Genomic DNA, 23,924 nt, shown 5'->3' on the forward strand with positions numbered 1-23,924 from the left:
TTATTCCTTATTCTCTTCAATCTGCTTATACAATCCGGACTGGAACCGGAACCATTGAAAAATATGTGTAAATACGACCTTGAGCACCGCGTAACCAGGAACTGCAAGGATAATACCAAGAATGCCGAACATTTTTCCGGCAAAAATAATCACAAAAATGATCGTGATCGGATGAATCTTCAGAGTCTTGCCCATAATTTGCGGAGAGATAAACTTCCCTTCAATCAGCTGTACAGCTGTCCAGACGATGATCATCTTCAGCAGCATAAATGGTGAAGTGACCATAGCCACAATTAATGCCGGTGTAATAGCAATTGCCGGACCCAAATAAGGAACAACTGCTGTACAAGCAGCGGCAATGGCAAGAACAAGTGAATACTCCAGACCAATAATTAAATAGCCAATATAGAGCAGTGCACCAATGCAGCAGCTTACTATAATTTGTCCTCGAATATAGGAAGATACCTGGGCGTTCATTTCCGACATTACCATCCGAGTTTGCGGCTGCAGCGCGGTAGGTACAAATTTCAAAATGTAATCCGGCAATCTTTTTCCATCACGAAGCAAGTAAAATAGAATAAACGGTGTCGTTACCACCGCCAGCACAATCTCCGTAACGGCTCCGACGAAGCTCCCTACACCTGTTAGTGCATTATTCAGAAAAGAAGTGCCCCAAGCCGTAATTTTACTGGTAATTTCACTTAGGTTGGTTCCTATACTATCTTGAATTTGACCAAAGAATTCACTGCCTGTCAGGTTCATAAACCGTTCCTGAATCAAGTCACTATACCTTGGAAAATCGTCGATCAAACCAGATAATTGCGTTCGAAGAATTGGAATCACCATAACCAGAATTAGCGTGATGATGCCCGCAATTATCAAATAAAGAATGATGATTGCATATACACGTTTCATCCTGAATCTTTTTTCCATTCGGTCTACTAGCGGATTCAGCAAGTAATAAGCGATACCCGATAGTAACAATGGTGCAGCCACTGTGTGCAGCAATACAGATATAGGAGTGAAAATAAACGGTATCTTTGAGAACACTAGGATAGTTAACCCAGTTAACAATAAAATAAGTAAGCTTACCACAAATTTATTGTTCAGAAAAAACTTTTTAAACTTCTCCGGCCACACCTGCAGCCTCTCCATCGTACCCTCTCCCCCATGCGCCACCTTATATGAAGTGTTATTTTATTCACTTTTTAATAGCATAGTCAACGTTAGGGGCGCAAGTCAAATTTGATGTCCGCGATTCTGCCCGCCTCCACAAAACCAATCGATTGATATACTTTGTTGGAATCCGGGTTTTTGGCATTAGCATAAAGCATTGGTGTTACCTCTTCATGGAGCAATTGTGAACATATTTCTGCCACGATTGCGCTAGCATACCCTTTTTTTCGATGAGCGCGAGGCGTATATTCATCATTTATTCGAGCATGTCTCGAAGTCTGGTGAGCGATGTTAGCCATAGAGACTGGGATATCATCTACAACCCATAGATACAACCTCCCTGAGCTAGCAGCCTCTTTAGCCATTGGAAACATCAATTTAGGCTGAACAGGTTTGCCAAAAGCATCCTCTGAGAAGCTTGCCATGAATTCTGCAATCGTAATACTGTATTCTTCAGTCGCAAGTCGTAAGTATCCTTCAACATTTGCGGGCTTCTTTACCACTAGGCAGTGATAAGCCTCAAGCATCATATATGTATGAAAAAATTTCTCATGAAATTCACAAAAAGCTTCCGCAAATAACTGTGCCGTTTCTGGCTCACCTGACACGCCTGGAAAGTCATGATCCTTCACATACTCGACTAGCTTCTGTATCAGATCTCTTATCTGTTCCAGTCCCATATCCTGTAAGATCCAGAACATGATTATTCACAGTAAACCTCTTAAACATGTCTATTCCCCCTAGATCTTCCTTTCATTCAATCATAATCCCGGGCTGAACAAAAAGGAACGCTATTGCCCTTCTGAAAAGATAAAAAAACCGCCAGCGCTTTGGCGGTGTTCCAACCTTATATCCTACGAATTCCCCTTGCTTCCAAGCTTCATTTATGGACGGCTATTTTTTCTTCTTCCCTTTAGCTCCCTTGTCATCCACTGCAATCAGCTGACCATCATATGTATACAGTAGATGATCTTCAAGTTTCTCACCCTGTAAATGCTTCCGTACTAACGACTTCGCTAATTTGGGAGTGATCTCTTTATACCAAACCCCTTCAGGGTATGCAATCACAACGCAGGAATCTGAACATCTACCATTACAACGAGTTACCGTCGTATGAATAAGACTCTGTGCACCTTGCTTCTCAATCTCATCTTCTATCGCTTCAGCTACTTCCTCACCTTTGTGTTTCTTGCAGCTGCTACCATTACATATCAACAAATGACTTACGGTTCCTTGTAAATTCCAAGTTGTCATGAAATCCCCATTCCTTTCATGCCTAAAATATACCCACAAAGTGAGGCTTAGCTTCGATGCATACTCAGGTACTTTGCGGGGGTCCAATATTTACTTTCTTATTCGTTAACATAATTCTGTTAGCGGATTATTCTAAACACTATCATAAGCGCCATTATAGTCAATAGAAAGAAAGACTGGTATACTATAATTGAGAATGATTATCACTGAAAAAAGGGAGCGATATCAAACATGCCTATCCATTCCGGCGGGATGCCACATCATTCCCATTCTTTTTATATGCCAGTCAAGATTAGTAGTCTAACAGGCCTCTCACACTTCCTAACCGATAACATCCCAGCAGCTAACTCTATTATTATGATTGTCTGGGAAGGCATAGGTCAGCTTGAGATAGATGGTGAGCTTCACAGCGTCAAACCCGGAAGCATCCTTACTTTTGGCGTATCTTCAGATTTGAAGCTGGAAACAGAGCTACAGTTACATGGAATATGGATAGAGTACACCACCATGGCCAACCGTAGGCATAAGGATTATTTTCTAACTGTCAGCTCCTCATTAGACCCCGCTTCCACACAATTGTCGGCACTGTCCGGTGAGCTTTACAGTGCTTGGATAGAACCAGATGATCGGAAACCGTTTAAGGTTCAGCAGCTGTTCACTCAATTCATTGCGAAGCTTTATCAGGAACTGGCTACAAAAAAGGAGAGATCAGGAAGCTGGCTTGAAATTGTATTTGAATACATAGAAGCTCATTACAACGAAGATATCACACGGGAGCAGATGGCTACGTTAGCTGGAGTAAGCCCCGAACACTTCTCTCGTACCTTTCGTAAAATCATGGGTCAAACTTTTAGTGCTTATATTACTCTATTAAGAATCCGTAAAGCGCAGCAACGAATCCTCACAAGTTCCCCAAATCTAACAACTCTAGCCCACGAGGTTGGTTATGAAGAAGGGACTTATCTGAGCCGTAAATTCAAGCAACTTGTCGGTATTTCACCTACAGCTTATCAGCACATGAACAAAAAAATTGTAGCCTTGAACTACAATCACACGGCTATCCTACGGGTACTGGAAATTATGCCTCAACTCGGCGTTTATTCCGATTGGCAACGGAGCTTAGAGCAAGTTCCACCTTCCAAACAACTAATAATGAGCGAAGGTAGTTCTTCCCTCCTATTCGATTCAGTAGCCTCAGCAGAGCCAGATGTCATTATCAGCTACAGTATTCCTGAGAATAAGCTCCTGACTCCTGTTGCTCCGGTTATTGAACTCCCCTTTATGCAAATGAGCTGGCGAGAGCAATTTGGTTTGATCGCCGATGTAGTCAATCGGCGGGAGCGAGCAGAAAAATGGTTAGGTCATTACGATGGGCTCTGCCATGCTGCCAATAAGAAACTGAACCATTCGATAGGATCGGAAAGAGGGACAGCCATCGTTTGGGAGCTTAGTTCCCGAGCAGCGTATTGTTTCAGTAGCAGTTACGGAAGGGGTTGCCAGATTTTATACGGAGATCTTGGATTCAAACCACCATCCATCATTATGGAGAACGGAATAATGGACTCCGGGTATCTTGTTTCATCTATTGAGGAAATCGGAAACTATCCTGCAGACTATATTATTATCACTAGCATCCCATCATCATCAGAGGGAAGAAATCGCCTCACTCGCCTTCTGCATTCCCGTACTTGGAAGCAATTAGATGCAGTTCGTAACAACCGGGTATACATTCTGAACCAAGCGGACATGTTCTATGGATTTGATCCATTGTCTTCTCAAGCACAGCTTCAAGAATTGCTACGTGTGATGACATCATAAATATGCACAAGCAAAGATCATATTCGTCCATAGTAAATACCCAAAGAAGATTGTAAAGTTTTTATTGAGAATGATAATCAATTACCATAGGAGGAACAACAAATTGCATAATCTACAAAAGAACACTACCAAACGGAATCATTGGCTTCTATTTCCCCTCATGCTGACGTTAATTCTAATCATCTCAGCTTGTGGAAATTCCAATACTTCGGTGGAGAATACAGGCGGTACCAGCAACACAAGTAATTCAGCAGCAACCCAAACACCAACCGAAAAGAATCAAGAAGCAGAAAGTGCTGAAACCCCTACTGTCAAAACAGTAAATACCGTAAAAGGTGATGTTGAAATCCCTGTTCATCCTAAACGAATTGTCGCTGAGGAATACTTGGGAAGTCTAATAGCACTTGATACTATTCCAATCGGAGCTCCAGGTTTGACCCTAGAAAATATGTATTATAAGGAGGCTCTTACCGGTGTTGCAGACACAGGAGCGTACGGTAAAATGTCACCAGAAAAAATCATCGCACTAAATCCTGACTTGATTATTTCGGGACAAGCAGAAAGCTATGAAACGCTTAGCAAAATTGCCCCTACCATCATTGTGCCTTACGGGGATCTAAAAGATGCTCATGCAGAATTAACCTATTTCGGAGAGCTCCTTGGAAAGGAACAAGAAGCAAAGACTTGGCTTGCAGATTATGACAAACGGATAGCCGAAGCTAAAGCAAAAGTGGACAAGGTCCTCCCGGCAGATGCAACCTTCTCCATCATGGAAGACGGTGGGAAATCCATCTGGGTCTATGGTGATAACTTTGGTAGAGGTGGACAACCCATCTATCAGGCGTTAGGTCGCAAGCCGCCTACAGCTGTGGCAGCAGAGATTATGGAGAAGCAATGGGCGGAAATCTCAAAAGAAGCGCTTGCTAAGTATGCCGGAGATTATATTATCTTAACCTCCAACAACCTTACTGAAGCGGATTACAAGGCAGATTCATTCTGGGGCAACCTTCCTGCTGTCAAAAATGGACACCTCTATGTATGGAAAGAAGAACGTTCCTGGTACTATGACCCTATCGCGGTATTAACCCAGACCGAAGACCTCGCCGATTGGCTAATAAATAATAAATAATAAATAATTAATAATGCAAGAGTAAAAAGGGATGTCCGAAGCCATAGAGGCTTAGCAGACATCCCTTTATTCTTTTATAATTCCTACAAAAATCTCATTACATTCTGAAGAGATTTTATCTCATAATTGGAGTTTAAACTTATTGAAAAGACTTCAGCACTGCTACAATCTCATCAAGCTGCTTGTCCAGTGCATAAGCATCCGAGAAGTAATAGGTTTTGACATCGTAATTAGCTTCCCCTAGATACTCTGGGATGGCTTCGTGTGAAAGAGACGCCAAGCCTTCTTTAAAAGCGACATCTTGTACAAGATCAGGATGTTCCTTTCATTTGATAAGTCGTGCCTAGGTTTAAGAAAAGGATTTCACCTATTTTTAGAATCACGACCTCGCCTTCTACAATAATATGAACCGTTCCGTCCAGCGGAGCCAGAAAGAGCGGCGATCTGACAATAAGAGGATTAGATGTATGCATGTCTCCACACTTGCGTATTCCAGCCTCTTCTAACTTATAATTTCTATGAATCACGTTATGATTGTGTGGCTTCATTTCTTCTCCCTTCCAGAACATCCGGCTTTGAACCTTGAAATATAAAGAAGGCGCATAAGGCTTCTATCCGCTCGAAATGGATAAGAAACCCTATACGCTCAACACTAAACTCCAACTCTATACCTTGAGAAGTTACCGGTATTAATGGTCATCAACGACGCCAAGCGCCTTATTCTTCTCTTTGAACCGCTCATTGTGAGAAGAAACATATGCAGCCTTAGGTGCAGAGGGGTCCATATACAGTTTGGCGCTGTTCAGCGCAAGCACTGCATCGGTAAAGGTTCCGGCGATTAACCGGACCTTACTGCTATAATCCACAAAGTCACCTGCTGCAAAAATACCCGGAAGATTCGTCTCCAGCTTTCCGCTCACATTCGCACACCACTCGCCCATATCAATGCCCCATTCCCGTAACGGACCAAAATCGCTTTTCAGGCCATGATTAACAATAACAGCATCTACCTCATACTGCTCACTCTCACCTGTTTCGATATGGCTAATCGTAACCTGATCAATGGTCTCACCATTACTGCTGTGTAATTGGCTTACTGCGTAGGGCACGCGAACATTAACTGAGGATTCCTTCATTCGCACAATATTTTTCTCATGACCACCAAACTGTTCGCGACGGTGTACAATCGTTACACTTGCTGCGATGGACTCCAGTTCATTCGCCCAGTCTACTGCGGAGTCTCCTCCGCCGGAGATCAGTACTATTTTACCACGGAATGGCTCTAGCTCCTGAACGGTATAATGAAGATTCGTCACCTCATAACGGTCCGCACCTTCAATTTCGAGCTTAGCCATTTGTAAAATTCCGTAACCAATAGCCAGGATGACCGTACGAGTCCAATGCTGCTCACCTGTAGCCGAGGTCAGAATATAAGTTCCATCTTCCAGACGCTCATGATGCGTGATCTGCTGTCCAAAAATAATCGTAGGGTCAAAGGTCTGTGCCTGTTGAGCAAGCTGATCTATCAATTGACTACATAGTACAGGTGTTACCCCACCTACATCCCAAATCATTTTCTCAGGATATACGAGCATTCTCCCCCCGAGCTCATCCTTCGCTTCAATCAATTTCGTCTTTAGGTCTCTCATTCCACTATAAAAAGCTGTATACATCCCAGCAGGTCCGCCGCCAATAATCGTTACATCGTATAATTCCAGTTGATTGTTCATTATGTCCCTCCAATAGTATATTCTATCGATGTTCTGAGCTGCTTACGCCCCAAACTGAGCCTCGTGTAATCGGCTGTAAATTCCGGTTGTCTGTAACAGTTCTTCATGTCTGCCTTGTTCTGCGATACCGCCTTCCGCAACAACAACGATACGGTCGGCATTCTTGATCGTTGCCAGCCGATGTGCAATAACAAGCGTCGTACGCCCTTGTGACAACTCCGCAAGCGCCTCCTGAATAGCGGACTCCGTCTCAGTATCCAGTGCTGATGTAGCTTCGTCTAGAATGAGAATCGTTGGATTCTTAAGGAACATCCGGGCAATGGACAGCCGCTGCTTCTGACCTCCAGAGAGCTTCACGCCCCGCTCCCCGATCATCGTATCCAGCCCAGCAGGCTGGGATTTGATCAGTTCTTCCAGTTGAGCGCGCCGCGCTGCCTCCCAGATTTCTTCATCGGAGGCACCCAACCGCCCGTAAGCAATATTCTCACGGATCGTTCCGTCAAACAGAAACACATCTTGCTGTACAATCCCAATATGGGAACGGAGAGATTCAAGCGTCATGGAGCAAATGTCCATTCCATCAATAGTAATGTTGCCTTCAGTTACATCATAGAAGCGAGGTAGCAAACTACACAACGTTGTCTTACCCGCACCCGATGGACCAACCAGAGCAACGGTCTCTCCTGCTGGAATTGATAGATTCACATGCTCGAGTACCTTTTCTTTATCGCTATAGGCAAAAGCCACATCATGGAAGGCTATATTCCCCGTAAGATGATGAACTGGCTTCGCATCTTGTGCATCAGCAACATCCGGCTCCGTCTCCAGCAGTTCGAGATAACGTTTGAAGCCTGCAATCCCTTTGGGATACGTCTCAATGACTGAGTTAATCTGTTGCAACGGTCCTAAGAAAACATTGGACAACATCACAAATGCAATGAATTCACCGTAAGTCATTTGCTTCTGAATCACAAAATAGGTTCCGCACAGTAGGACAAATAAAGAGACTAGTTTCATCAATACAAAGCTAAAAGAGGAGTTCCATGCCATAATCCGATAGGTCATCAGCTTCGTAATACGGAAGCGCTCATTATTCACCGCAAAGCGGGAAATTTCATGATTCTCGTTAGCAAAAGCTTGCACAACGCGGATCCCGCTCACATTGTTCTCTACGCGAGCGTTATAGTCGGCAATGTCCGCAAACATGATGTGAAAGGCTTTAGACATTTTTCGGCTGAAGTACATGGATAAATAAATCATAAGCGGAACGATCACAAACGTCAGAATAGCTAATTGCCAATTGATACTCAGCATGATGCCGAATACACCGAGCAGCGTCATGACTGCTATAAAGAGATCCTCCGGTCCATGGTGGGCAATCTCACCGATATCCATCAGATCATTTGTCATACGGGATACCAGATGACCCGTCTTGTTATTGTCAAAAAAGTTGAAAGACAGCTTTTGTACTCGATCAAACAGCTTCTTTCTCATATCCGATTCGATATTAATCCCCAGCTTATGCCCCCAGTAAGTGACGACAAAATGCATAAAGGCGCTGACAATATATATCCCCAGCAAGCCGAGGCAGGAATAGAGGATCCATCTCCAATTGCCTGTTGGCAGCAGATCATCTACTACCCGGTTAACAGCTAATGGAAAGACTAGTTCTAGTAGTGCAGCAGCAATAGCACAAGAAAAATCAAGAATAAACAATCCCTTATAGGGCCTATAGTAAGCAAAAAAACGACGCAACATGGTAAGAATTCGCTCCTTCTGGTGAGAGATCAGCCTACTTTCATCAAGATTTCGTACGGGCTAACAAATACAAAAAGTATGGTGCTCCAATTACTGCTACAACGATACCCGTAGGAATCTCAGACGGCTGAAGGATCCAGCGTCCAATGGTATCCGCTGTAATAACGAGCAGTGACCCAAGCAGTGCCGAGGTTGGAAGCATGAGTTGATGCTTCGGTCCAACCAGCCGTCTCGCCAAATGGGGTCCGACCAATCCCACAAAACCAATTCCACCGCTGACAGCGACACTCGCCGCTGCTAACCCAACTGCAGCCGCAAGAAGTCGAAATTGTTCCTTCGTTACTGCGGCACCAAGTCCCACAGCAGTCTGCTCCCCTAGATTCAGTACGTTCATCACTCTTGCCTTATAGATTACATAAGGCACCAGAATAAGAATCCACGGCAGGAGAGAAAGTACAAACTTCCAGCTTGTTCCCCAAATGCTGCCCGCAAGCCAGGTAGCCACGAACTGGTACTTCTCTGGATCTAAGCGGAGCGTCAGCACGATCATAGCTGCACTCATCCCAGCTGCGACAGCTACACCAGTCAACAGTAAGCGCATAGGCGATATTCCTTGGTGCCGCTTATAAGCTAGAGCATAGATTAAGGCAGCTGTTAGCCCCGCACCGACGAACGCTACCATTGGCAGCAGATACACTGGAGCCGCGGTCGCCGTCGGGTAAAAAGAAATTAACAGCATCACCATAATTCCTGCGCCGGCATTAATCCCTAGAATTCCAGGATCCGCCAAGGCATTACGGAAGACGCCTTGCATCACAGCTCCAGACACTGCCAGACCTGCACCAATCAGAACGGAGATCACAATACGTGGAAGCCGAAACTGAAACAAGATTAATTCCTGCTTATCAGTGCCTCTACCGAACAATGTATTAATCAGCTCCATAGGAGTCAAACGTATGTATCCTGTATTCATACTAATAATAAAAGCAATCACAATTAGTACAGCCAACGAAATCATGATAATTAAGCCCCGTTTGTTTTTGGCGGCTTCGAAGGAACCGAATGTCGTCTTCTCCATCATTACAGCTCCCTCCTTTCTTTACGTGCAAGATAAAGGAAGAAAGGTACACCTATCAGTGCTATAATGGCGCCAAGTGGCGTTTCATTAGGCGGATTAATCATCCGTGCTGTTAGATCGGCAAATACTGCAAGCAGACTGCCAAGAATCGCCGAACAAGGAATGATCCATCTGTAATCGACACCCACAAAAAATCGTGTTAAATGCGGAATAATAAGTCCAATGAAACCAACTGCACCGACTACGGCAACCGATGATCCGGCCAAAATCAATACAATTAACGCGCCTGCCAACTTCACAAGCCCTGTGCGCTGGCCTAGACCTTTCGCAACATCGTCACCTAAGCTGAGCATTGTGATCGATCGGGAGATTATCATCGCACCAATTAATGCCGCCCCTATCCAAGGGAACATGATTTTGAGCTGAATCCACTTCGTTCCAGCCACGCCTCCCGCATACCAGAAAGCCAAATCTTGCCCAATGTGAAAATATAAAGCTACCCCTTCGCTGAGTGCCGATAATAGCGCACTAAAAGCAGCACCCGCCAGTACCAACCGAGCAGGAGTTAATCCGCCCTTTGCAAGTGATCCAATTCCGTATACCACACCCGCGCCAACGCCGGCACCCACGAATGAATATAGAATCAAATACATAAACGATAAATTTGGAAAAAAAGCAAAACACAATGCTAGCGCAAATCCTGCACCTGAGTTGATACCCATCAGACCTGAATCTGCCAATGGATTTCGCGTCATTCCTTGCATAATGGCACCTGCAACTGCAAAGCTGGCCCCTATCATTGCCCCGCCAAGTACACGAGGTAATCTTAATTCTCTAATAATCTGATGATCCATGATTTCCGGATCAAAGTGGAATACAGCTGACCACACTACAGACAGCTTAATATCTGCTGCGCCAAAGGAGACGGAAACAGCGATACCTAATAATAATAGCGCCAGACCGCCAACCAGGATTAATGTTGCCGCCCAAGGTCGTGAACGAAATTCTCGTTTAACAGCTCCTTTATCGGCTCCTATCCTGGAAGTTATCTGTTGATTCATGAATGCCACCCTATTTCTATGAAATTGATTCTCATTATCATTAGCCTATTGTAAATTACATTTCCTAGGTTTGGCAATAGATAGATTTAATTGCTACTATTTAATTTATTGCATTGACAGGCATTCTTGCATTTGATAAAGTTCAAATTGAAAATATTAATGATAATGATTCTCATTATTATTAATTAGCATGTATACATAGGGAGGTTTACCATGTTTAAAAGAAAGACCCTCTTCCCCATCCTGGCACTCACAATGTTATTGTCCGTATTTGTGACCGCCTGCGGGGGAAATAGCAATGCTTCATCTAATACACCAACAGCTACAACCGAAGCAACAACTGCGCCGAGTGCAGAGGCAACGCCTGCTCCTGATGCTTCCAATGCTGAAATGCGCAGCTATGAAACTGCCAAAGGTACTGTGCAAATTCCAGTTAAACCTCAGCGTATCGTTACCGATTATTATGGCGGTGAATTGCTTTCCGTTGGAGCTAACGTTATAGGAGTTGAACCTAGTACTTTTGACAACCCTTTCTTGAAAGATTTACTCAAAAACACACAAGATGTCGGTGCTCCAGTCAACGCTGAGAAAGCTTTAGAGCTTGCACCTGATCTAATTGTCGTTATGTACGATGATAATTACGATGCTTTATCCAAAATTGCGCCAACCATTCATATCCCTTACGGAACTGCTACGAATATCTATGAAACCGTAAAACTGTTCGGTGATATTGTAGGGGCACCTGACAAAGCTGAACAATTCATAGCTGACTTTGAGAAAAAGGCCGCTGAAGGCCGTGAGAAGCTTAAAGGGATTGTGAATGAAAATGATACTTTCGGAATCTATGAGCTGACTGACAAAGGTGAGCTTTGGACCTTCGGTAATAATGCTGGTCGTGGTGGACAAGCCCTTTATAATGCGCTTAAGCTGAAAATGCCTACTAAGAACAGCAACGACAACCAAACACTGCAGCTGTCCATGGAGCTATTGCCAGAATATGCAGCGGACTACATGTTCCTAACCACTTATGATCCTGATAAAAAAGGCGATAAGCTGAAAGAGCTGAAGGAATCACCTGTTTGGAACGGACTTGCTGCTGCGAAGAACGACCATCTGTTCTACAACGATTTTGATACGTTCTATCGCTATGATCCTATTGCAATTACCGCACAAATCGATCTGTTCGTTGATATGATTCTTGAGCGTAACGGTAAGAAATAAGAATAGACACATAAAGAAACACCCCACTGATTAGGCATCGCCTAAAGTGGGGTGTTTTGATTATACATAAGAAGTTTCTGTTAAATATATATCATCTAGTATATCCATTATACTCATCGGTGTTATTTAATTTTTTGTACATATACTCATCATTTTTAAGCTTATAGAGCTGCCCCATCCCCGCAAATACGAAAAACAGCACCAAAATTAATCCATACGCATAGGTGAATTCACCAATATAAAAGCAGGTGACTATCGCAACAAGGGTCAAAATCATTAATGCGACTGCAATTCTGGAAAAAATCTTTTTCAAATGGAATCCCCCTATAGTTTTGTATGTTATACACTATCATATTTTAAGGTAAATGGGTGTCGAATCTTGTTCTGTTAAGGGAACTTCGAGTAGTTGGAGATGATCCAGCATCTTGCGAGTATATATTTTGGTATATAGATAATAAAAGAGGACTTGAAATAAAAGATAAGCCCCACCTACTAACAAACAAAACCAAAATGGTGCCAGAGCTACGGACATTTCGAATCTTGAAGAACTTACAACATACACAGTAGCTAACGCAATACCTAGTACATACGGGAGAAAAAACAACACTTTTAAGGGGCCGCCAATCATTTGAGCCACGTCTTTAGAAGTGATTCCAATCTTATTCAACTTCCTGAATTTGATCCTCTCTCGCTCTAAATCGGTCTGGATACTGAAATGAAGCACTATACCAGAAGCCCCAAAGAATATTAGACCAACGAATGTAATGACGATGATCCCAAATTTGCCGGACTCCTTCAACTGTAAATACTCACTTATTCTAGACTTCGTAGAAAATACGAGCGCCTCTTGCCGATCATTTCCATACCAGGATTTCGTATGGTCCTTATTATATTTGGCTAAAGCCGCATTTAGCTCAGCATCTATACCTGAAGTCTTTTTCCAATCCTTGAAATTTAGGAGTTGAAGACTCCCGATCGCATCCATATTCTCCGCTTTCAACGCTTTATAATCAACTTCGTTTACTATGACATGAAGACCATTCATGAGATTCGGCACAGGATTAAATATCATTTTTAATACGAGACCTTGTGAATGTAACGTACGGTTCCCGGTAGAAAGCTTCATATCGAAGGTCGGCATTTCCGGTCTTTGGTTCTTCCATTCTTCGCCTCGAGCAACTAAGGCAAGATTTAGAAAGTGACCATTCTCCACATGATAATCACTGCCGATTAAAGTGTTGATGTTCTGGTCCAAAAACACTTTAAAATAGAACAAGTCAATATACTGCAGCTCTTGATGTGACAGCAGCGGTGTAGCACCATGATCCGTGATTTCGTTGAGTGTCTCTAGTGGAATACTATTTTTTCCAAATACTTCTGCATAGGAAATATCATAAGGGTTGTTTTTCACAGCAATATTCTCAGCATCCCAGGTGATATAAAAGATAATACCGCTTAAGAAAATCGTGATGAAAACGAGGAAGGTGATGAGTGAAAGCACTATTTTGGAGCGCCCAAGGGTATAATTCAAATCGGAGCTAAACATCAAATGCTTGTGGTAAGCTTTCGCTGATCTCGAGAAGATGAGTTTCATCCAGTCGCCAAGTCCTGACAGCAGCAAGTAGACACCCACCATACTTACTCCAAGGTTGATTAACATCCTACGGGCATCATCAGGGTTGTACTGAGTGATCATATCAAAAACAGTAATCCCCAACAGTAAACCTCCGATGACTGTGGTGATTTTACCATGTAGAAGGCTACGTTCTGCGGTCCTGGATTCTTTTAGAAGGCGTACAATGTTGTATCTCAATGTTAATAATAAATGGATTCCAATTACAACTATGTAAATCATCCCGAAGAATTTGATGGTGTACAGATAACTATCCAGCGTTAGTGAAAACGCACTATCCCCTATATTAACAAACAACGAGATGATGAAGAAGAAAAGACCGGAGAAGACCGTCCCTGCACCTAAACCCGTAAGAATCGAAGCTAATGCAATCATGCTATTTTCAAAAAATATGATTTTCCGGATATTGTGGCTCGTCATTCCTAGAACCATTAACAGCCCAAAGTCGCTTTTTCTAAATTTCAGAAAGGCCATTTGGGCATATACAATAAAAAGAACAGCAAAGACTCTCATAACCAAGAAAGGAGCATATAAATTACCGGACACCATCCCATTCACTTGATAGGGATCATTAAAATCAGGGTTCGTATACAGGGAGTAAAAGGCGAAAAAGACCATGATCGTAAAGCTGCTGCATAGGAAAAATAACAAATACCTTCTAAGGTTGGCCTTGAAAATCTGAAAAGCCATTCTCCTAAAGGTCATCTTCCCCCCCTCCAATGCAGACCAGACTCTCCAGAATCCTATCGAAAAAAGCTCTCCGCTCTTTATCTCCTCTAGTAATCTCTAATAGAGTCTTCCCATCCTTGATAAAAAGCACGCGATTACAATAGCTGGCCGCAAAAGGATCATGCGTGACCATCACAATCGTCGCTCCTTTCATAGCATTCAGCTTGGCGAAGGTCTTCATCACTATACTTGAGGATCTGGAATCCAAATTCCCCGTTGGCTCGTCCGCAAAAATCACCTCCGGATCATTAATAATCGCTCTGCTAATCGCCGCTCGCTGCTGCTGTCCTCCTGAAACCATATACGGATATTTATCCTTCACCTCGCCCAGATCAAAGAGTACTATCGCCTCATCTGTCTTGGTATTGATGTCGTCTACCTCTTGGTCATCCAGCACCATGGGCACCATTACATTTTCCCGTAGGGTCAGGCTATCAAGCAGATTATAATCTTGAAAAACGAACCCCATTCGCTGCCGACGAAACAGTGCAAGCTCGTTCTTAGACATCTCACTTATACTAGTCTCTGCAATCCGTACTCCCCCACTATACTCCGTGTCGATTCCGCTAAGGATGTTCAGCAGTGTCGTTTTACCGCTTCCCGAAGGTCCCATAATCGCTACAAACTCGCCGCTATCCACACTCAGACTTATCCCGTTTAGCGCCCGAAATACATTTATTTTGCCCTTGCCTTTATATTCTTTTGAGAGATTCTCTACTTCTAGGATGGCCATGCTTGCTCACACCTTCCCCTTCATAGCTCGGAGTGATTAACATTAAATGGAATTATTGCATTTCTGCTAATACTATAAAGGTTAGTGGTGCGTTCGGTTGTTAGATTGCTCACAGAGGTTTGGGTTATTTTTATAAAGCAGAGATTAAGAGGGCATCACCGATATAACGTAGAAATAACAAAAAGACTGTAACATTACAAAAAGAGCCTCCAAAGGAGACCCTTTTCATTCTAATCTAACGCTGTAGCTCCCCCGTAACCTCCATAACCTTCGAGGCTAACAAGTGCGAAGGAACCTCATCATCCACGCACCCGAGCGCCATTGCCGCTTCAGCCATTTCATTTATAATAGAAGTCTCTTGCGATTCTACCATTGTAGATTGGGCGCCAGCTTGTTTGGCCTTTAGCATCCCTCTCGACCCATCGTTACCCCTTCCGGTCATCAGAATCAAATGCTGCTTCAAGCTTTTTAAACCTGAGATCGAATCGAACAACACATCCACGGATGGACGGTGCCCGTTCACCGGAGCTTTCCTGTGTAGTTTGATTCTATATGCTTGCCCTTGTTGAACTACGGTCATATGACAATTACCAGGTGCGATATAGGCTGTTCCGCCGCGCACCAACTGATCATTCTTCGCCTCAACCACCTGTACACTTGAGAACCGCTTCAATCGTTCTGCCAATACCTTCGTGTACTTGGGCGGCATATGCTGAACGATTAACAAGGGGTATGGGAAGTTCGCCGGGAGTGAGCTAATTACGATTTCAAGCGCCTTCGGTCCACCTACTCCACACCCTATGGCGATAATTTGATCGAATTCTTCTATACACTCAGTTTTAGAATTGTCTTCTGCCTGTTGTCCTGTAATCACTTTGGAAACAGTTATATTGTTAAGGATAAGGGTTCGCAATGGAATTTGAGCAGCATGTTTAATTTTGAATATGAGCTCGTCTTTTATATGGGATAAATCAAGTCCATATAACTGAGTTGGCTTGGATATAAAATCTACGGCTCCATTCTGTAGACCCGTGATGGTTGCTATTATTCCATCCTTTGATCCTGAGCTTAGGATTAGGATAGGGGTTGGACGCTGTGACATAATACTAGAGAGTGCTACTAAACTATTCAATTCCGGCACTTCTATATCAATCGTCACGACATCAGGCCTGAGTTCTTGAACCATGCTAACCGCTTCGGATGCATTACGAGCTGCTCCAATAACCTCGATAATTGAATCCTCCGTAATTAGGTTCGATATCTGTTTCCGCATCATTACTGAAGTAGCTACAACGAGCACCTTTATCTTTTGCACTACTTCTCCTCTCCTATCAATGATGATCCCCATGACACTGATTACTTCACTTTAAAAATAGATACGAGTGCATTTAGTTCCTCCGCAAGCTGTGCTAATGCATTAGCCGTTGTTGCCGTTTCACTGCTGCTTGCCGCCATTTCTTCTGTTGCTGCCGATATACTCTCGATCGAGTACAGCACCTCTGATGACTGCGCGGCCTGCTCTTCACTGGCAGCAGCGATTTCTGTTACTTTATGAGCGGTATCGTTCACCATAGAGATAATATGATCAAAGGCTTCCCCATTTTTTTGTGAAAAAGCTACGCCTTCAACTACCGCATTCACACTTTGGTGTGTATTCTTCTGCATTTCTTTAATGATGTTCGTGACTTGTTTCGTAGCCTCACTGCTCCGCTCTGCTAGCTTTCTTACTTCATTCGCCACAACGGCAAAACCTCGACCCTGTTCACCCGCACGAGCGGCTTCTATAGCTGCGTTTAGCGCCAGAAGATTTGTCTGTTTTGCAATATCATCAATGACTGCAATAATCTCTCCAATTCTATCGGAGTCTTCCTCTAATCTAGACATTTGATTATTTAGCACAGTCATTCCTTGTATAGAGTTCGTAACGACGAGACCACCGTCCTGAGCGATACGCATGGTTTGATCTGACAGCTCAGAGGCATGCTCTGCACTCTGGGCTACTGAATTTATTGCATCAGACAATTCCCGGAACAACTCATTCATCGTTTGTGCTGCAGTGGCTTGACTCATACTGCCGCTAGCCACTTCCTCTGTACTGGCTGATATCTGCTGCGCAGCCGCCGAGACACTTTCTGCAGAGGACAAAATCCCCCCCACAGTTTGCCTTAAGTTCAGAACCATTTCATTCACAGAATTCGCGAGTTTTCCGATCTCATCCTTGGAATTTAGATTCGAAGTTTCGCTTAAGTCCCCATTAGCTACTTTACCTAGCAGGCGCATCACTTGATTTAGAGGCCGTGCTATGATTTGCGAGATTAGATAGCCAAAACCCACGCTGATCAGAAGTGCAATAATCGTAACACTAAAGGTAATTAACCGAGAGGATTGATATAGTTTATTAGCACTATCACTGGATCCCTGCGCCTGCTTCATATTGATGTCAATTAAACCTTGCAGGAAATCCGTCATCTCTGTAGTAGCCAGCTGTAAATCTCCTGTTAGCAAATAATTCGTATACTCTTCATTACTGATATTGGTTTTATCCACTTCGATCGCGTGATCCACGCTGGTAATATAGCGTTGCCAGATCTCGGGATAAGTCTTCATCTTCTTTAACTCTTCTTCTCTCAATTTTGTCTTACTATACTTACTCATGATGCCTTCAATGCTTTGGACGTTCTTATGTATTTTATCTTGATACTCTTTTTTCTTCACCTCGGTTTTGGCCATCGTATTAATATCTCGGATATTTATTCTATTTGTTAAAAAAAGCTCATTCGCTTCACCGAGATAGGCAATCGGTGTTAAGCGATTATTATACATATCCTCGATGGACTCATCCATCTTACTCAAATTGCTTATTCCATAGAATCCTACAAAGCATAAAATGACTGATACCAACACAAATGCTGAGATTAGCTTTACCGCTGTCCTCAAATTATAAAACCATTTCACCCTTCTGCACCTCATTACGTTAGTCAATTTTTAGTAATTCTTAGGAACTATTTCATCATAAACTGTAAGCAGAATATGGTAACCGAAAAAAATTGGCGTGACCGCGCAAAATTATTGCGCACCCCCGCCAAGAAGCGAAAAACAAAAAAATCCCGTCTCACCATCCAGTGATCGGGATTTCAATCTATGAGATTGTTACGTATTTTCACAATGAATTAGTAAAATCTGAGTCCTTCAATATTCCTAACCGTTTAGCTTTTATAGCCGCTTCAATTCTAGATTTCACATTTAGCTTTTGGAACAAATTCGTTAAACTATATTCGAGCGATCGCTGACTCATCAGCACAATCTCCGCTATTTCTTTATTACTTTTTCCTTTTGCAATTTCCGTTAGCATTTCATGTTCCCTTTTGCTAATCTTGGAGACTGCTTGTTCATCATTAATTTCTAATCCTTTTGGAGGTACTTTTCTTAGCTGCTTGACTAAGGTTCGCGGTAGAATGACTTCACCTCTTAATGCACAGCGTACCGCTGTAATTAACTGCTCTCTATTCGTCGTTTTTGAGATAAACCCAAATATCCCCGATTCGATCATCAGGTTAAATTTGTTGGTAAATTCATATCCGGTATAGATTAAGATAATCGCATCCGCGTTCATGGTTAATACTTGCTTCGCCAAATCAATCCCATTCACATCTGCGATATGAAGATCAAATAACATTACATCAAAAGAATGACTACTCACCATTTCAAGCACCTCATGAGCTGAAATGGCTAGAGTAACCTTCATATCTCCTTCTTGCTCTAATATCATTCTTGTCCCTTCCATAACTGATGGATGGTCATCCACTAACAATATTTGAATCATGCCTATGATTACCCCTCTTTAATTGTTATACCGCATGATTAATCTGCAGGTATAGATATATAGACTGCTAATCCTTTTTTCTCTGGCGAGTGGAATGCTATCGTCCCATCCATACTCCGAACCCTTTCCTTCATTCCATAAATACCCATACTTGTAAGCGAGTCCTCTCCTAATAGATTCATTCCAATTCCGTTATCTTTATAATTCAAATGAATATGATTGTCTTCACTAGCTAAGGTAATGTGGACTTCAGTCGCAAAAGAGTGCTTCGCTGCATTCGCTAAAAGCTCTTGCACAATACGGTACAAACCTATAAGCACTTCATCATCCAACTTATGTGTAAATGCTTCAACCTCGAAATAAATCTGGTAGTTGGTACGCAGCTGCGTAAATTCAAACAACGTCTCCAGCGAGGAGATAAGACCTTCATTGATTAATGCAGGAGGTCTGAGCTCGTTACAAATAATCCGCAGTTGATAGATAACATCCAGTAAGCCTTCAGCTATCTGTTCTAGCTGTTCTCTAAACTCCCCATTGATGGACTTTTCACCTAAGAGAAGATCCAGCTTACGATACCAGATAATTTGTTCTTGAAGCGCTGAGTCGTGTAAATCCTGAGCAAGACGTTTTCGCTCATTCTCGGATAAATTAAACATAAAGCGGAGAAGCCAAGTAGGAGCCACATGCTTGGAAGCCGCTAGCTCAAGGTCTTTCGTTAAATCTTCGATAAGCAAAAAATGATCAAAGAGAACACTGACATAACGGGTAATGGTCTCCAGCCACACACGAATAGAACTGATTTCCAATAAAACCGTCTTCTCGTTAATCGATAGTAAGTAGCTTTTTCCTCGGGACTCCCCTATCTTGAGTGAATACCCTTGCTCAGTCTCAATAATTTCACATAATTTATCACTGTTAGATTCAACTTCGATAAAATGTATATTGGTTATCTGCAGAGTGTCTCTGACCTCTCTAAGCAACCGCTGTTCCATATGGCTAATCTTCATGACACCAAAAAGGTCTTGGGAGAACTGATCCAGACTCGTTTGCAAGTGAAAATACCGTTCCTCACTCTCACGAATAATCTGCTCTGTATGTTCTCTGTCTTCATCTGCTTTTTTGCGATCACTTATATCCCTAAATATCGAGATACATGCGACCTTTCCTTTGTGCACAATGGAGCTAGCTGTTACCTCTACATCGATAATCGTTCCATCTGAACGTACAACCTTTTGTTCAATTGGTGCTAGGATTCTATAGGGCTCTTTATAGATTTCACGCATTCGTTCTTTTGCCAGCGACAGAAATTCCGGATGTGCCCAATTGAAAATATTTTTACCGATCAATTGACTCTCATCGTAAACACCAAATAATCCAAGACAAGAAAAGTTCACATACACAAACTTATAATCGCTATGGAGAACGACCGCTTCAGGCGACATCTTGATCAGCTGCTGATTAAGTTCCTCGCTTTCCCTTAGTTCTTTTTCCATTTGAACTCTCTTCGTAATGTCTCTTGCAACTATCACAATGTTCATTACATCTCCATCCTCACTTAGAACGGGAGTAGCAAGACATTCTAAATTTAGGATATAACCTTTTGAATGAATAAAACGATTGTAAAACATCTTGCTTGCTTTTGTCCGAAAAATATTTGAGATCTGTTCTCGCAAGCCTTCTTGCTCATCTGGATGGATATACTCAAGTATGGTAGTGTCCTTGATTAAGCCTACAGGAATACCGATCAGGATCTCACAGGAAGGGGAGGCTAAAATGAAATTACCTTTTTGATCCAGAACCCCCATCATATCCTTCATGTTATTAATAATAAGTCTATACTCTGCTTCACGCTGCGCCAACTTGTGTTCTACTTCTACAGCTGATGTTATCTCTCTAGCAACCACAAAAACACCAATAATACGACTATTCACATAAATCGGGATATTTTTCATAGACCAGTGGCTCACTGATCCATCCTTACGGGAAGAGGACACAACATAATGCTGAGCAGATCCCCGTACTGTTCTTTCAAAATAATCTAACATCCTCGGTATATTCTCTGCTCCAAATAGATTCATGATGGACAAATTCTCTCCAACCATACTTATAGATTCTCCAGTAATTTGCTCTGCCGTAGAATTGATTGCCAAAATATTACCTTGCAGATTCACCTCACATACGACGTCTGAGTTATAGTCAAATAAGGACTTATAACGCTGTTCACTTTTGAGCAAAGCCTCTTTCATCAACTTTCTTTCAGTGATATCTGCCAAGATTCCGTCAAGCCGAACTACCGTATGGAATTCATCCAGACTGGGTATGATTCTTACCTGTATCCATCGAGGCTCTCCACTTGCGTGGATAATACGATATTCACTAAGCTTTGGAATCCCCTGCCGAGCCGTTGTTAGGATCTCTTCAATCGAGGGGGTTTCTTCTTTATGAGCAATACGGAACCAAAAATCATCTTCTTTCGCCTGTTCAACGGAATAACCGGTGATATTAAGGACGGCATCCGATATAAACAATACTTTCTTAGTTACATAATCATAAGACCAAATCGCCACGTCAAGATTAGAGAACATCTGATGATACAATGAATACGAGCTTTCCAACTGTATTTGCGCTGTTTTTTGTTCAGTAATGTCCAGCATAACTCCATCTATTCGGTAAACCTTGTTCTCCTTATTTAGGATTGGCGTGCCGATCATTTGAACCCACTTTAGTCCTTCAGTAGGTAGTTGCATCCGGTACTCAAGACTACTGATATGACCAGCAGTTAATCTTTGCATGTAGGCATCATATCGATCAAGATCCACTACATACACAAATTCCCGCAAAAAATTAGGGTTGCGTGGTATAGTCTTCCTTGTGCAACCAACCCATTCCTCTAAAATATTCGACATCGTCAGCAGATTTTCTTCCATATCCATAGACCATGTGATCACATTCTCGTCGCCGAGTGAATGCATGTTGAGATCATCTCCACATAAAAAGCCCCCCCTTCTCGGGGCGGCTTTTTGTTCTAATTCGCTATTTTACAAGCGTCATTACATGAATAACTTTATCCTACTGAGCAATCTGCTCACGGATATTCTGAAGTATTTTCTTCTCCAGCCGGGATACCTGCACTTGAGAGATCCCTAAACGACTGGCGACCTCCGACTGCGTTTGATCACGATAGTAACGAAGATAGACAATCAGACGTTCACGTTCACTGAGGCCTCCGATCGCTTCATTTAATGCCAGCTTATCGAACCAACGCTCCTGTGATTCGTCAGCGATTTGATCAATCAGCGTGATCGGATCTCCATCATTCTCGAACACCGTCTCATGGATAGAAGTCGGCGGTTTATTGGCTTCTTGAGCGAATACCACTTCTTCGGGTGTAACCCCTAGTGCTTCCGCAACTTCACCGATCGTAGGCAAACGATCAAGTGTTTTAGACATTTCATCCTTCATTTTACGGACCTTGTTAGCCATTTCCTTAAGGGAACGACTGACCTTCAAGGTGCCATCGTCACGAAGGAAACGCTGAATCTCACCGATAATCATCGGCACAGCATAAGTGGAGAACTTGACCTCATAGCTGAGGTCAAATTTATCTACGGACTTCAGTAGTCCGATGCAACCGATCTGGAACAAATCGTCAGGCTCATACCCGCGGTTCATAAACCGCTGTACTACCGACCAGACCAGTCGGATATTACAGCTTACAAGTGTGTCACGGGCAAGACTATCTCCGGCCTGACTGAGCGCGATAAGACGTTTGACCTCCGCATCGTCCAAATAGGTCGGCGGAGCTTTTTTTGACTCTGCATCCATGGCTCCAACCCCTAATTGTATAAAGCTTTTTTCGAGACGATGGTTTTCTTCATTGAGATAGAAGTACCGTGTCCCGGTTCACTAGTGACTTCAAATTCATCCATGAAATTCTCCATAATAGTAAAGCCCATGCCCGACCGCTCCAGCTCCGGCTTAGAGGTATACAGCGGCTGTTGCGCCAGCTCTAAATCCTCGATGCCCCGTCCTTGATCCTCAATGGTTAGATGTACGGTTTCGTTGTCCAGTGATGCCGAAATGGTCACAATGCCTTCCGGATCACTATCATACCCATGAATAATACAGTTGGTGACCGCTTCCGACACGACTGTCTTCAGATCATTCAGCTCGTCCATCGTAGGATCAAGCCGGGAAACGAACGCCGCTACGACTACACGCGCGAACGATTCGTTCTCCGAGCGTGCAGCGAACTGCACGTTCATGAAGTTACCAGCCTTACTATTTGTCATAACGCAACCTCCAAATCCGAGAGTGCAGTACTCTCGTCGTCATATAGGGGCATGATTTTGAACAGGCCTGACATTTCCAGCAGCCGCTTCACAGGTGCCGTTGCATCACACACCACCATTTTTCCACCTTTACTGTGGATCAGTTTATACCTTCCCAGAATCACGCCTAGGCCTGAACTGTCCATAAACTGCAGATGCTTAAGACTAAGAACTAAATGCGATACCTGACCACGCATAATCGCTTCATCCATATCCATTCTTACAAAATCTGCTGCGTGATGGTCCAGCTCCCCTGATAAACGGACAATCAACACACCTCTGTGATGCTCCATCTCCACATGAGAATTCATGCTTGCCACTCTCCTCTTCGTTGCTTTGAAAACTGACCTTGAAAGACGGTACTAATTCCCTTCAAGGACAAGGTTTTCTACGCGGCAAATCAGGAATCCTGCCTCACGACAAAACTAGAAGAAAACCCCTATGAATCTA

22 protein-coding genes are annotated in these 23,924 nt (G+C 43.0%); 3 read left to right on the forward strand and 19 right to left on the reverse strand.

What is annotated here, in order from left to right; genetic code table 11:
- The 3 genes from ACN6MV_RS21500 to ACN6MV_RS21510 form a co-directional block, all read right to left on the reverse strand.
- Nucleotides 1-1,155 carry an AI-2E family transporter gene (locus ACN6MV_RS21500; RefSeq protein WP_419884788.1) on the reverse strand — a complete coding sequence of 385 codons (1,155 nt, stop codon included), beginning with the start codon at nucleotides 1,153-1,155 and terminating at the stop codon, nucleotides 1-3.
- Between the two features lie 71 nt (nucleotides 1,156-1,226).
- The gene (locus ACN6MV_RS21505) at nucleotides 1,227-1,856 is read right to left on the reverse strand and encodes a GNAT family N-acetyltransferase (protein WP_419884789.1); all 630 of its coding nucleotides are present in this window, start codon (nucleotides 1,854-1,856) and stop codon (nucleotides 1,227-1,229) included.
- Nucleotides 1,857-2,070: 214 nt separating this feature from the next.
- A complete protein-coding gene (locus tag ACN6MV_RS21510; protein WP_042129701.1) occupies nucleotides 2,071-2,430 on the reverse strand; it encodes a (2Fe-2S) ferredoxin domain-containing protein in 360 nt (119 codons plus the stop codon).
- A gap of 231 nt (nucleotides 2,431-2,661) precedes the next feature.
- On the opposite strand from ACN6MV_RS21510, the gene ACN6MV_RS21515 reads away from it, so the two are divergent.
- Nucleotides 2,662-4,248 (forward strand): ABC transporter substrate-binding protein, encoded by a 1,587-nt coding sequence (locus tag ACN6MV_RS21515; RefSeq protein WP_419884790.1) that lies wholly within the window; start codon nucleotides 2,662-2,664, stop codon nucleotides 4,246-4,248.
- A gap of 103 nt (nucleotides 4,249-4,351) precedes the next feature.
- Nucleotides 4,352-5,377 carry an ABC transporter substrate-binding protein gene (locus ACN6MV_RS21520; RefSeq protein ID WP_249923658.1) on the forward strand — a complete coding sequence of 342 codons (1,026 nt, stop codon included), beginning with the start codon at nucleotides 4,352-4,354 and terminating at the stop codon, nucleotides 5,375-5,377.
- A 139-nt stretch (nucleotides 5,378-5,516) separates the two neighbouring features.
- Here ACN6MV_RS21520 and ACN6MV_RS21525 read toward each other — a convergent pair whose 3' ends face one another.
- The 6 genes from ACN6MV_RS21525 to ACN6MV_RS21550 form a co-directional block, all read right to left on the reverse strand.
- Nucleotides 5,517-5,657, reverse strand: a complete 141-nt coding sequence (locus tag ACN6MV_RS21525; RefSeq protein WP_419884791.1) for a hypothetical protein — start codon at nucleotides 5,655-5,657, stop codon at nucleotides 5,517-5,519.
- 31 nt (nucleotides 5,658-5,688) lie between these two features.
- A complete protein-coding gene (locus tag ACN6MV_RS21530; protein WP_042129705.1) occupies nucleotides 5,689-5,925 on the reverse strand; it encodes a hypothetical protein in 237 nt (78 codons plus the stop codon).
- 141 nt (nucleotides 5,926-6,066) lie between these two features.
- Nucleotides 6,067-7,107: an NAD(P)/FAD-dependent oxidoreductase gene (locus tag ACN6MV_RS21535; protein WP_419884792.1), complete on the reverse strand. Its 1,041-nt coding sequence runs from the start codon at nucleotides 7,105-7,107 to the stop codon at nucleotides 6,067-6,069.
- Between the two features lie 42 nt (nucleotides 7,108-7,149).
- Nucleotides 7,150-8,865, reverse strand: a complete 1,716-nt coding sequence (locus ACN6MV_RS21540) for an ABC transporter ATP-binding protein (protein ID WP_375103472.1) — start codon at nucleotides 8,863-8,865, stop codon at nucleotides 7,150-7,152.
- A gap of 43 nt (nucleotides 8,866-8,908) precedes the next feature.
- A complete protein-coding gene (locus tag ACN6MV_RS21545; RefSeq protein ID WP_419886790.1) occupies nucleotides 8,909-9,943 on the reverse strand; it encodes a FecCD family ABC transporter permease in 1,035 nt (344 codons plus the stop codon).
- A gap of 2 nt (nucleotides 9,944-9,945) precedes the next feature.
- Nucleotides 9,946-11,004 carry a FecCD family ABC transporter permease gene (locus ACN6MV_RS21550; protein WP_042129709.1) on the reverse strand — a complete coding sequence of 353 codons (1,059 nt, stop codon included), beginning with the start codon at nucleotides 11,002-11,004 and terminating at the stop codon, nucleotides 9,946-9,948.
- 213 nt (nucleotides 11,005-11,217) lie between these two features.
- Between ACN6MV_RS21550 and ACN6MV_RS21555 the strand changes: the two genes are divergently transcribed.
- Complete coding sequence (locus ACN6MV_RS21555) at nucleotides 11,218-12,225, forward strand: ABC transporter substrate-binding protein (RefSeq protein WP_419884793.1); 1,008 nt, start codon at nucleotides 11,218-11,220, stop codon at nucleotides 12,223-12,225.
- A 91-nt stretch (nucleotides 12,226-12,316) separates the two neighbouring features.
- Here the strand turns inward: ACN6MV_RS21555 and ACN6MV_RS21560 are convergent, their stop codons facing one another.
- The 10 genes from ACN6MV_RS21560 to spoIIAA form a co-directional block, all read right to left on the reverse strand.
- Nucleotides 12,317-12,538: a hypothetical protein gene (locus ACN6MV_RS21560; RefSeq protein WP_042129712.1), complete on the reverse strand. Its 222-nt coding sequence runs from the start codon at nucleotides 12,536-12,538 to the stop codon at nucleotides 12,317-12,319.
- Between the two features lie 36 nt (nucleotides 12,539-12,574).
- Nucleotides 12,575-14,563, reverse strand: a complete 1,989-nt coding sequence (locus ACN6MV_RS21565) for an FtsX-like permease family protein (RefSeq protein ID WP_419884794.1) — start codon at nucleotides 14,561-14,563, stop codon at nucleotides 12,575-12,577.
- The gene (locus ACN6MV_RS21570; RefSeq protein WP_419884795.1) at nucleotides 14,553-15,320 is read right to left on the reverse strand and encodes an ABC transporter ATP-binding protein; all 768 of its coding nucleotides are present in this window, start codon (nucleotides 15,318-15,320) and stop codon (nucleotides 14,553-14,555) included. The genes ACN6MV_RS21565 and ACN6MV_RS21570 overlap by 11 nt, the downstream gene beginning before the upstream one ends.
- A 235-nt stretch (nucleotides 15,321-15,555) precedes the next feature.
- Nucleotides 15,556-16,635, reverse strand: a complete 1,080-nt coding sequence (cheB, locus tag ACN6MV_RS21575; protein WP_419884796.1) for a chemotaxis-specific protein-glutamate methyltransferase CheB — start codon at nucleotides 16,633-16,635, stop codon at nucleotides 15,556-15,558.
- Between the two features lie 41 nt (nucleotides 16,636-16,676).
- Entirely contained in the window at nucleotides 16,677-18,275 is a 1,599-nt protein-coding gene (locus tag ACN6MV_RS21580; protein ID WP_076121493.1) for a methyl-accepting chemotaxis protein, read from the reverse strand.
- Nucleotides 18,276-18,480: 205 nt separating this feature from the next.
- Nucleotides 18,481-19,143, reverse strand: coding sequence for a response regulator transcription factor (locus ACN6MV_RS21585; RefSeq protein ID WP_042129722.1), 663 nt, complete (start codon nucleotides 19,141-19,143; stop codon nucleotides 18,481-18,483).
- 38 nt (nucleotides 19,144-19,181) lie between these two features.
- Nucleotides 19,182-22,115 (reverse strand): PAS domain S-box protein, encoded by a 2,934-nt coding sequence (locus tag ACN6MV_RS21590; protein ID WP_419884797.1) that lies wholly within the window; start codon nucleotides 22,113-22,115, stop codon nucleotides 19,182-19,184.
- 97 nt (nucleotides 22,116-22,212) lie between these two features.
- On the reverse strand, nucleotides 22,213-22,968 hold the full coding sequence (gene sigF, locus ACN6MV_RS21595; protein ID WP_042129724.1) for an RNA polymerase sporulation sigma factor SigF: 756 nt from the start codon (nucleotides 22,966-22,968) through the stop codon (nucleotides 22,213-22,215).
- Between the two features lie 11 nt (nucleotides 22,969-22,979).
- Nucleotides 22,980-23,435, reverse strand: coding sequence for an anti-sigma F factor (gene spoIIAB, locus ACN6MV_RS21600; RefSeq protein WP_042129726.1), 456 nt, complete (start codon nucleotides 23,433-23,435; stop codon nucleotides 22,980-22,982).
- On the reverse strand, nucleotides 23,432-23,785 hold the full coding sequence (gene spoIIAA, locus ACN6MV_RS21605; protein WP_042129729.1) for an anti-sigma F factor antagonist: 354 nt from the start codon (nucleotides 23,783-23,785) through the stop codon (nucleotides 23,432-23,434). Before spoIIAA ends, spoIIAB begins: the two co-directional genes overlap by 4 nt.
- Between the last annotated feature and the right edge of the window lie 139 nt (nucleotides 23,786-23,924).

This window comes from Paenibacillus sp. B-A-8 (genome assembly GCF_048572915.1).
Lineage (GTDB): Bacteria > Bacillota > Bacilli > Paenibacillales > Paenibacillaceae > Paenibacillus_AQ.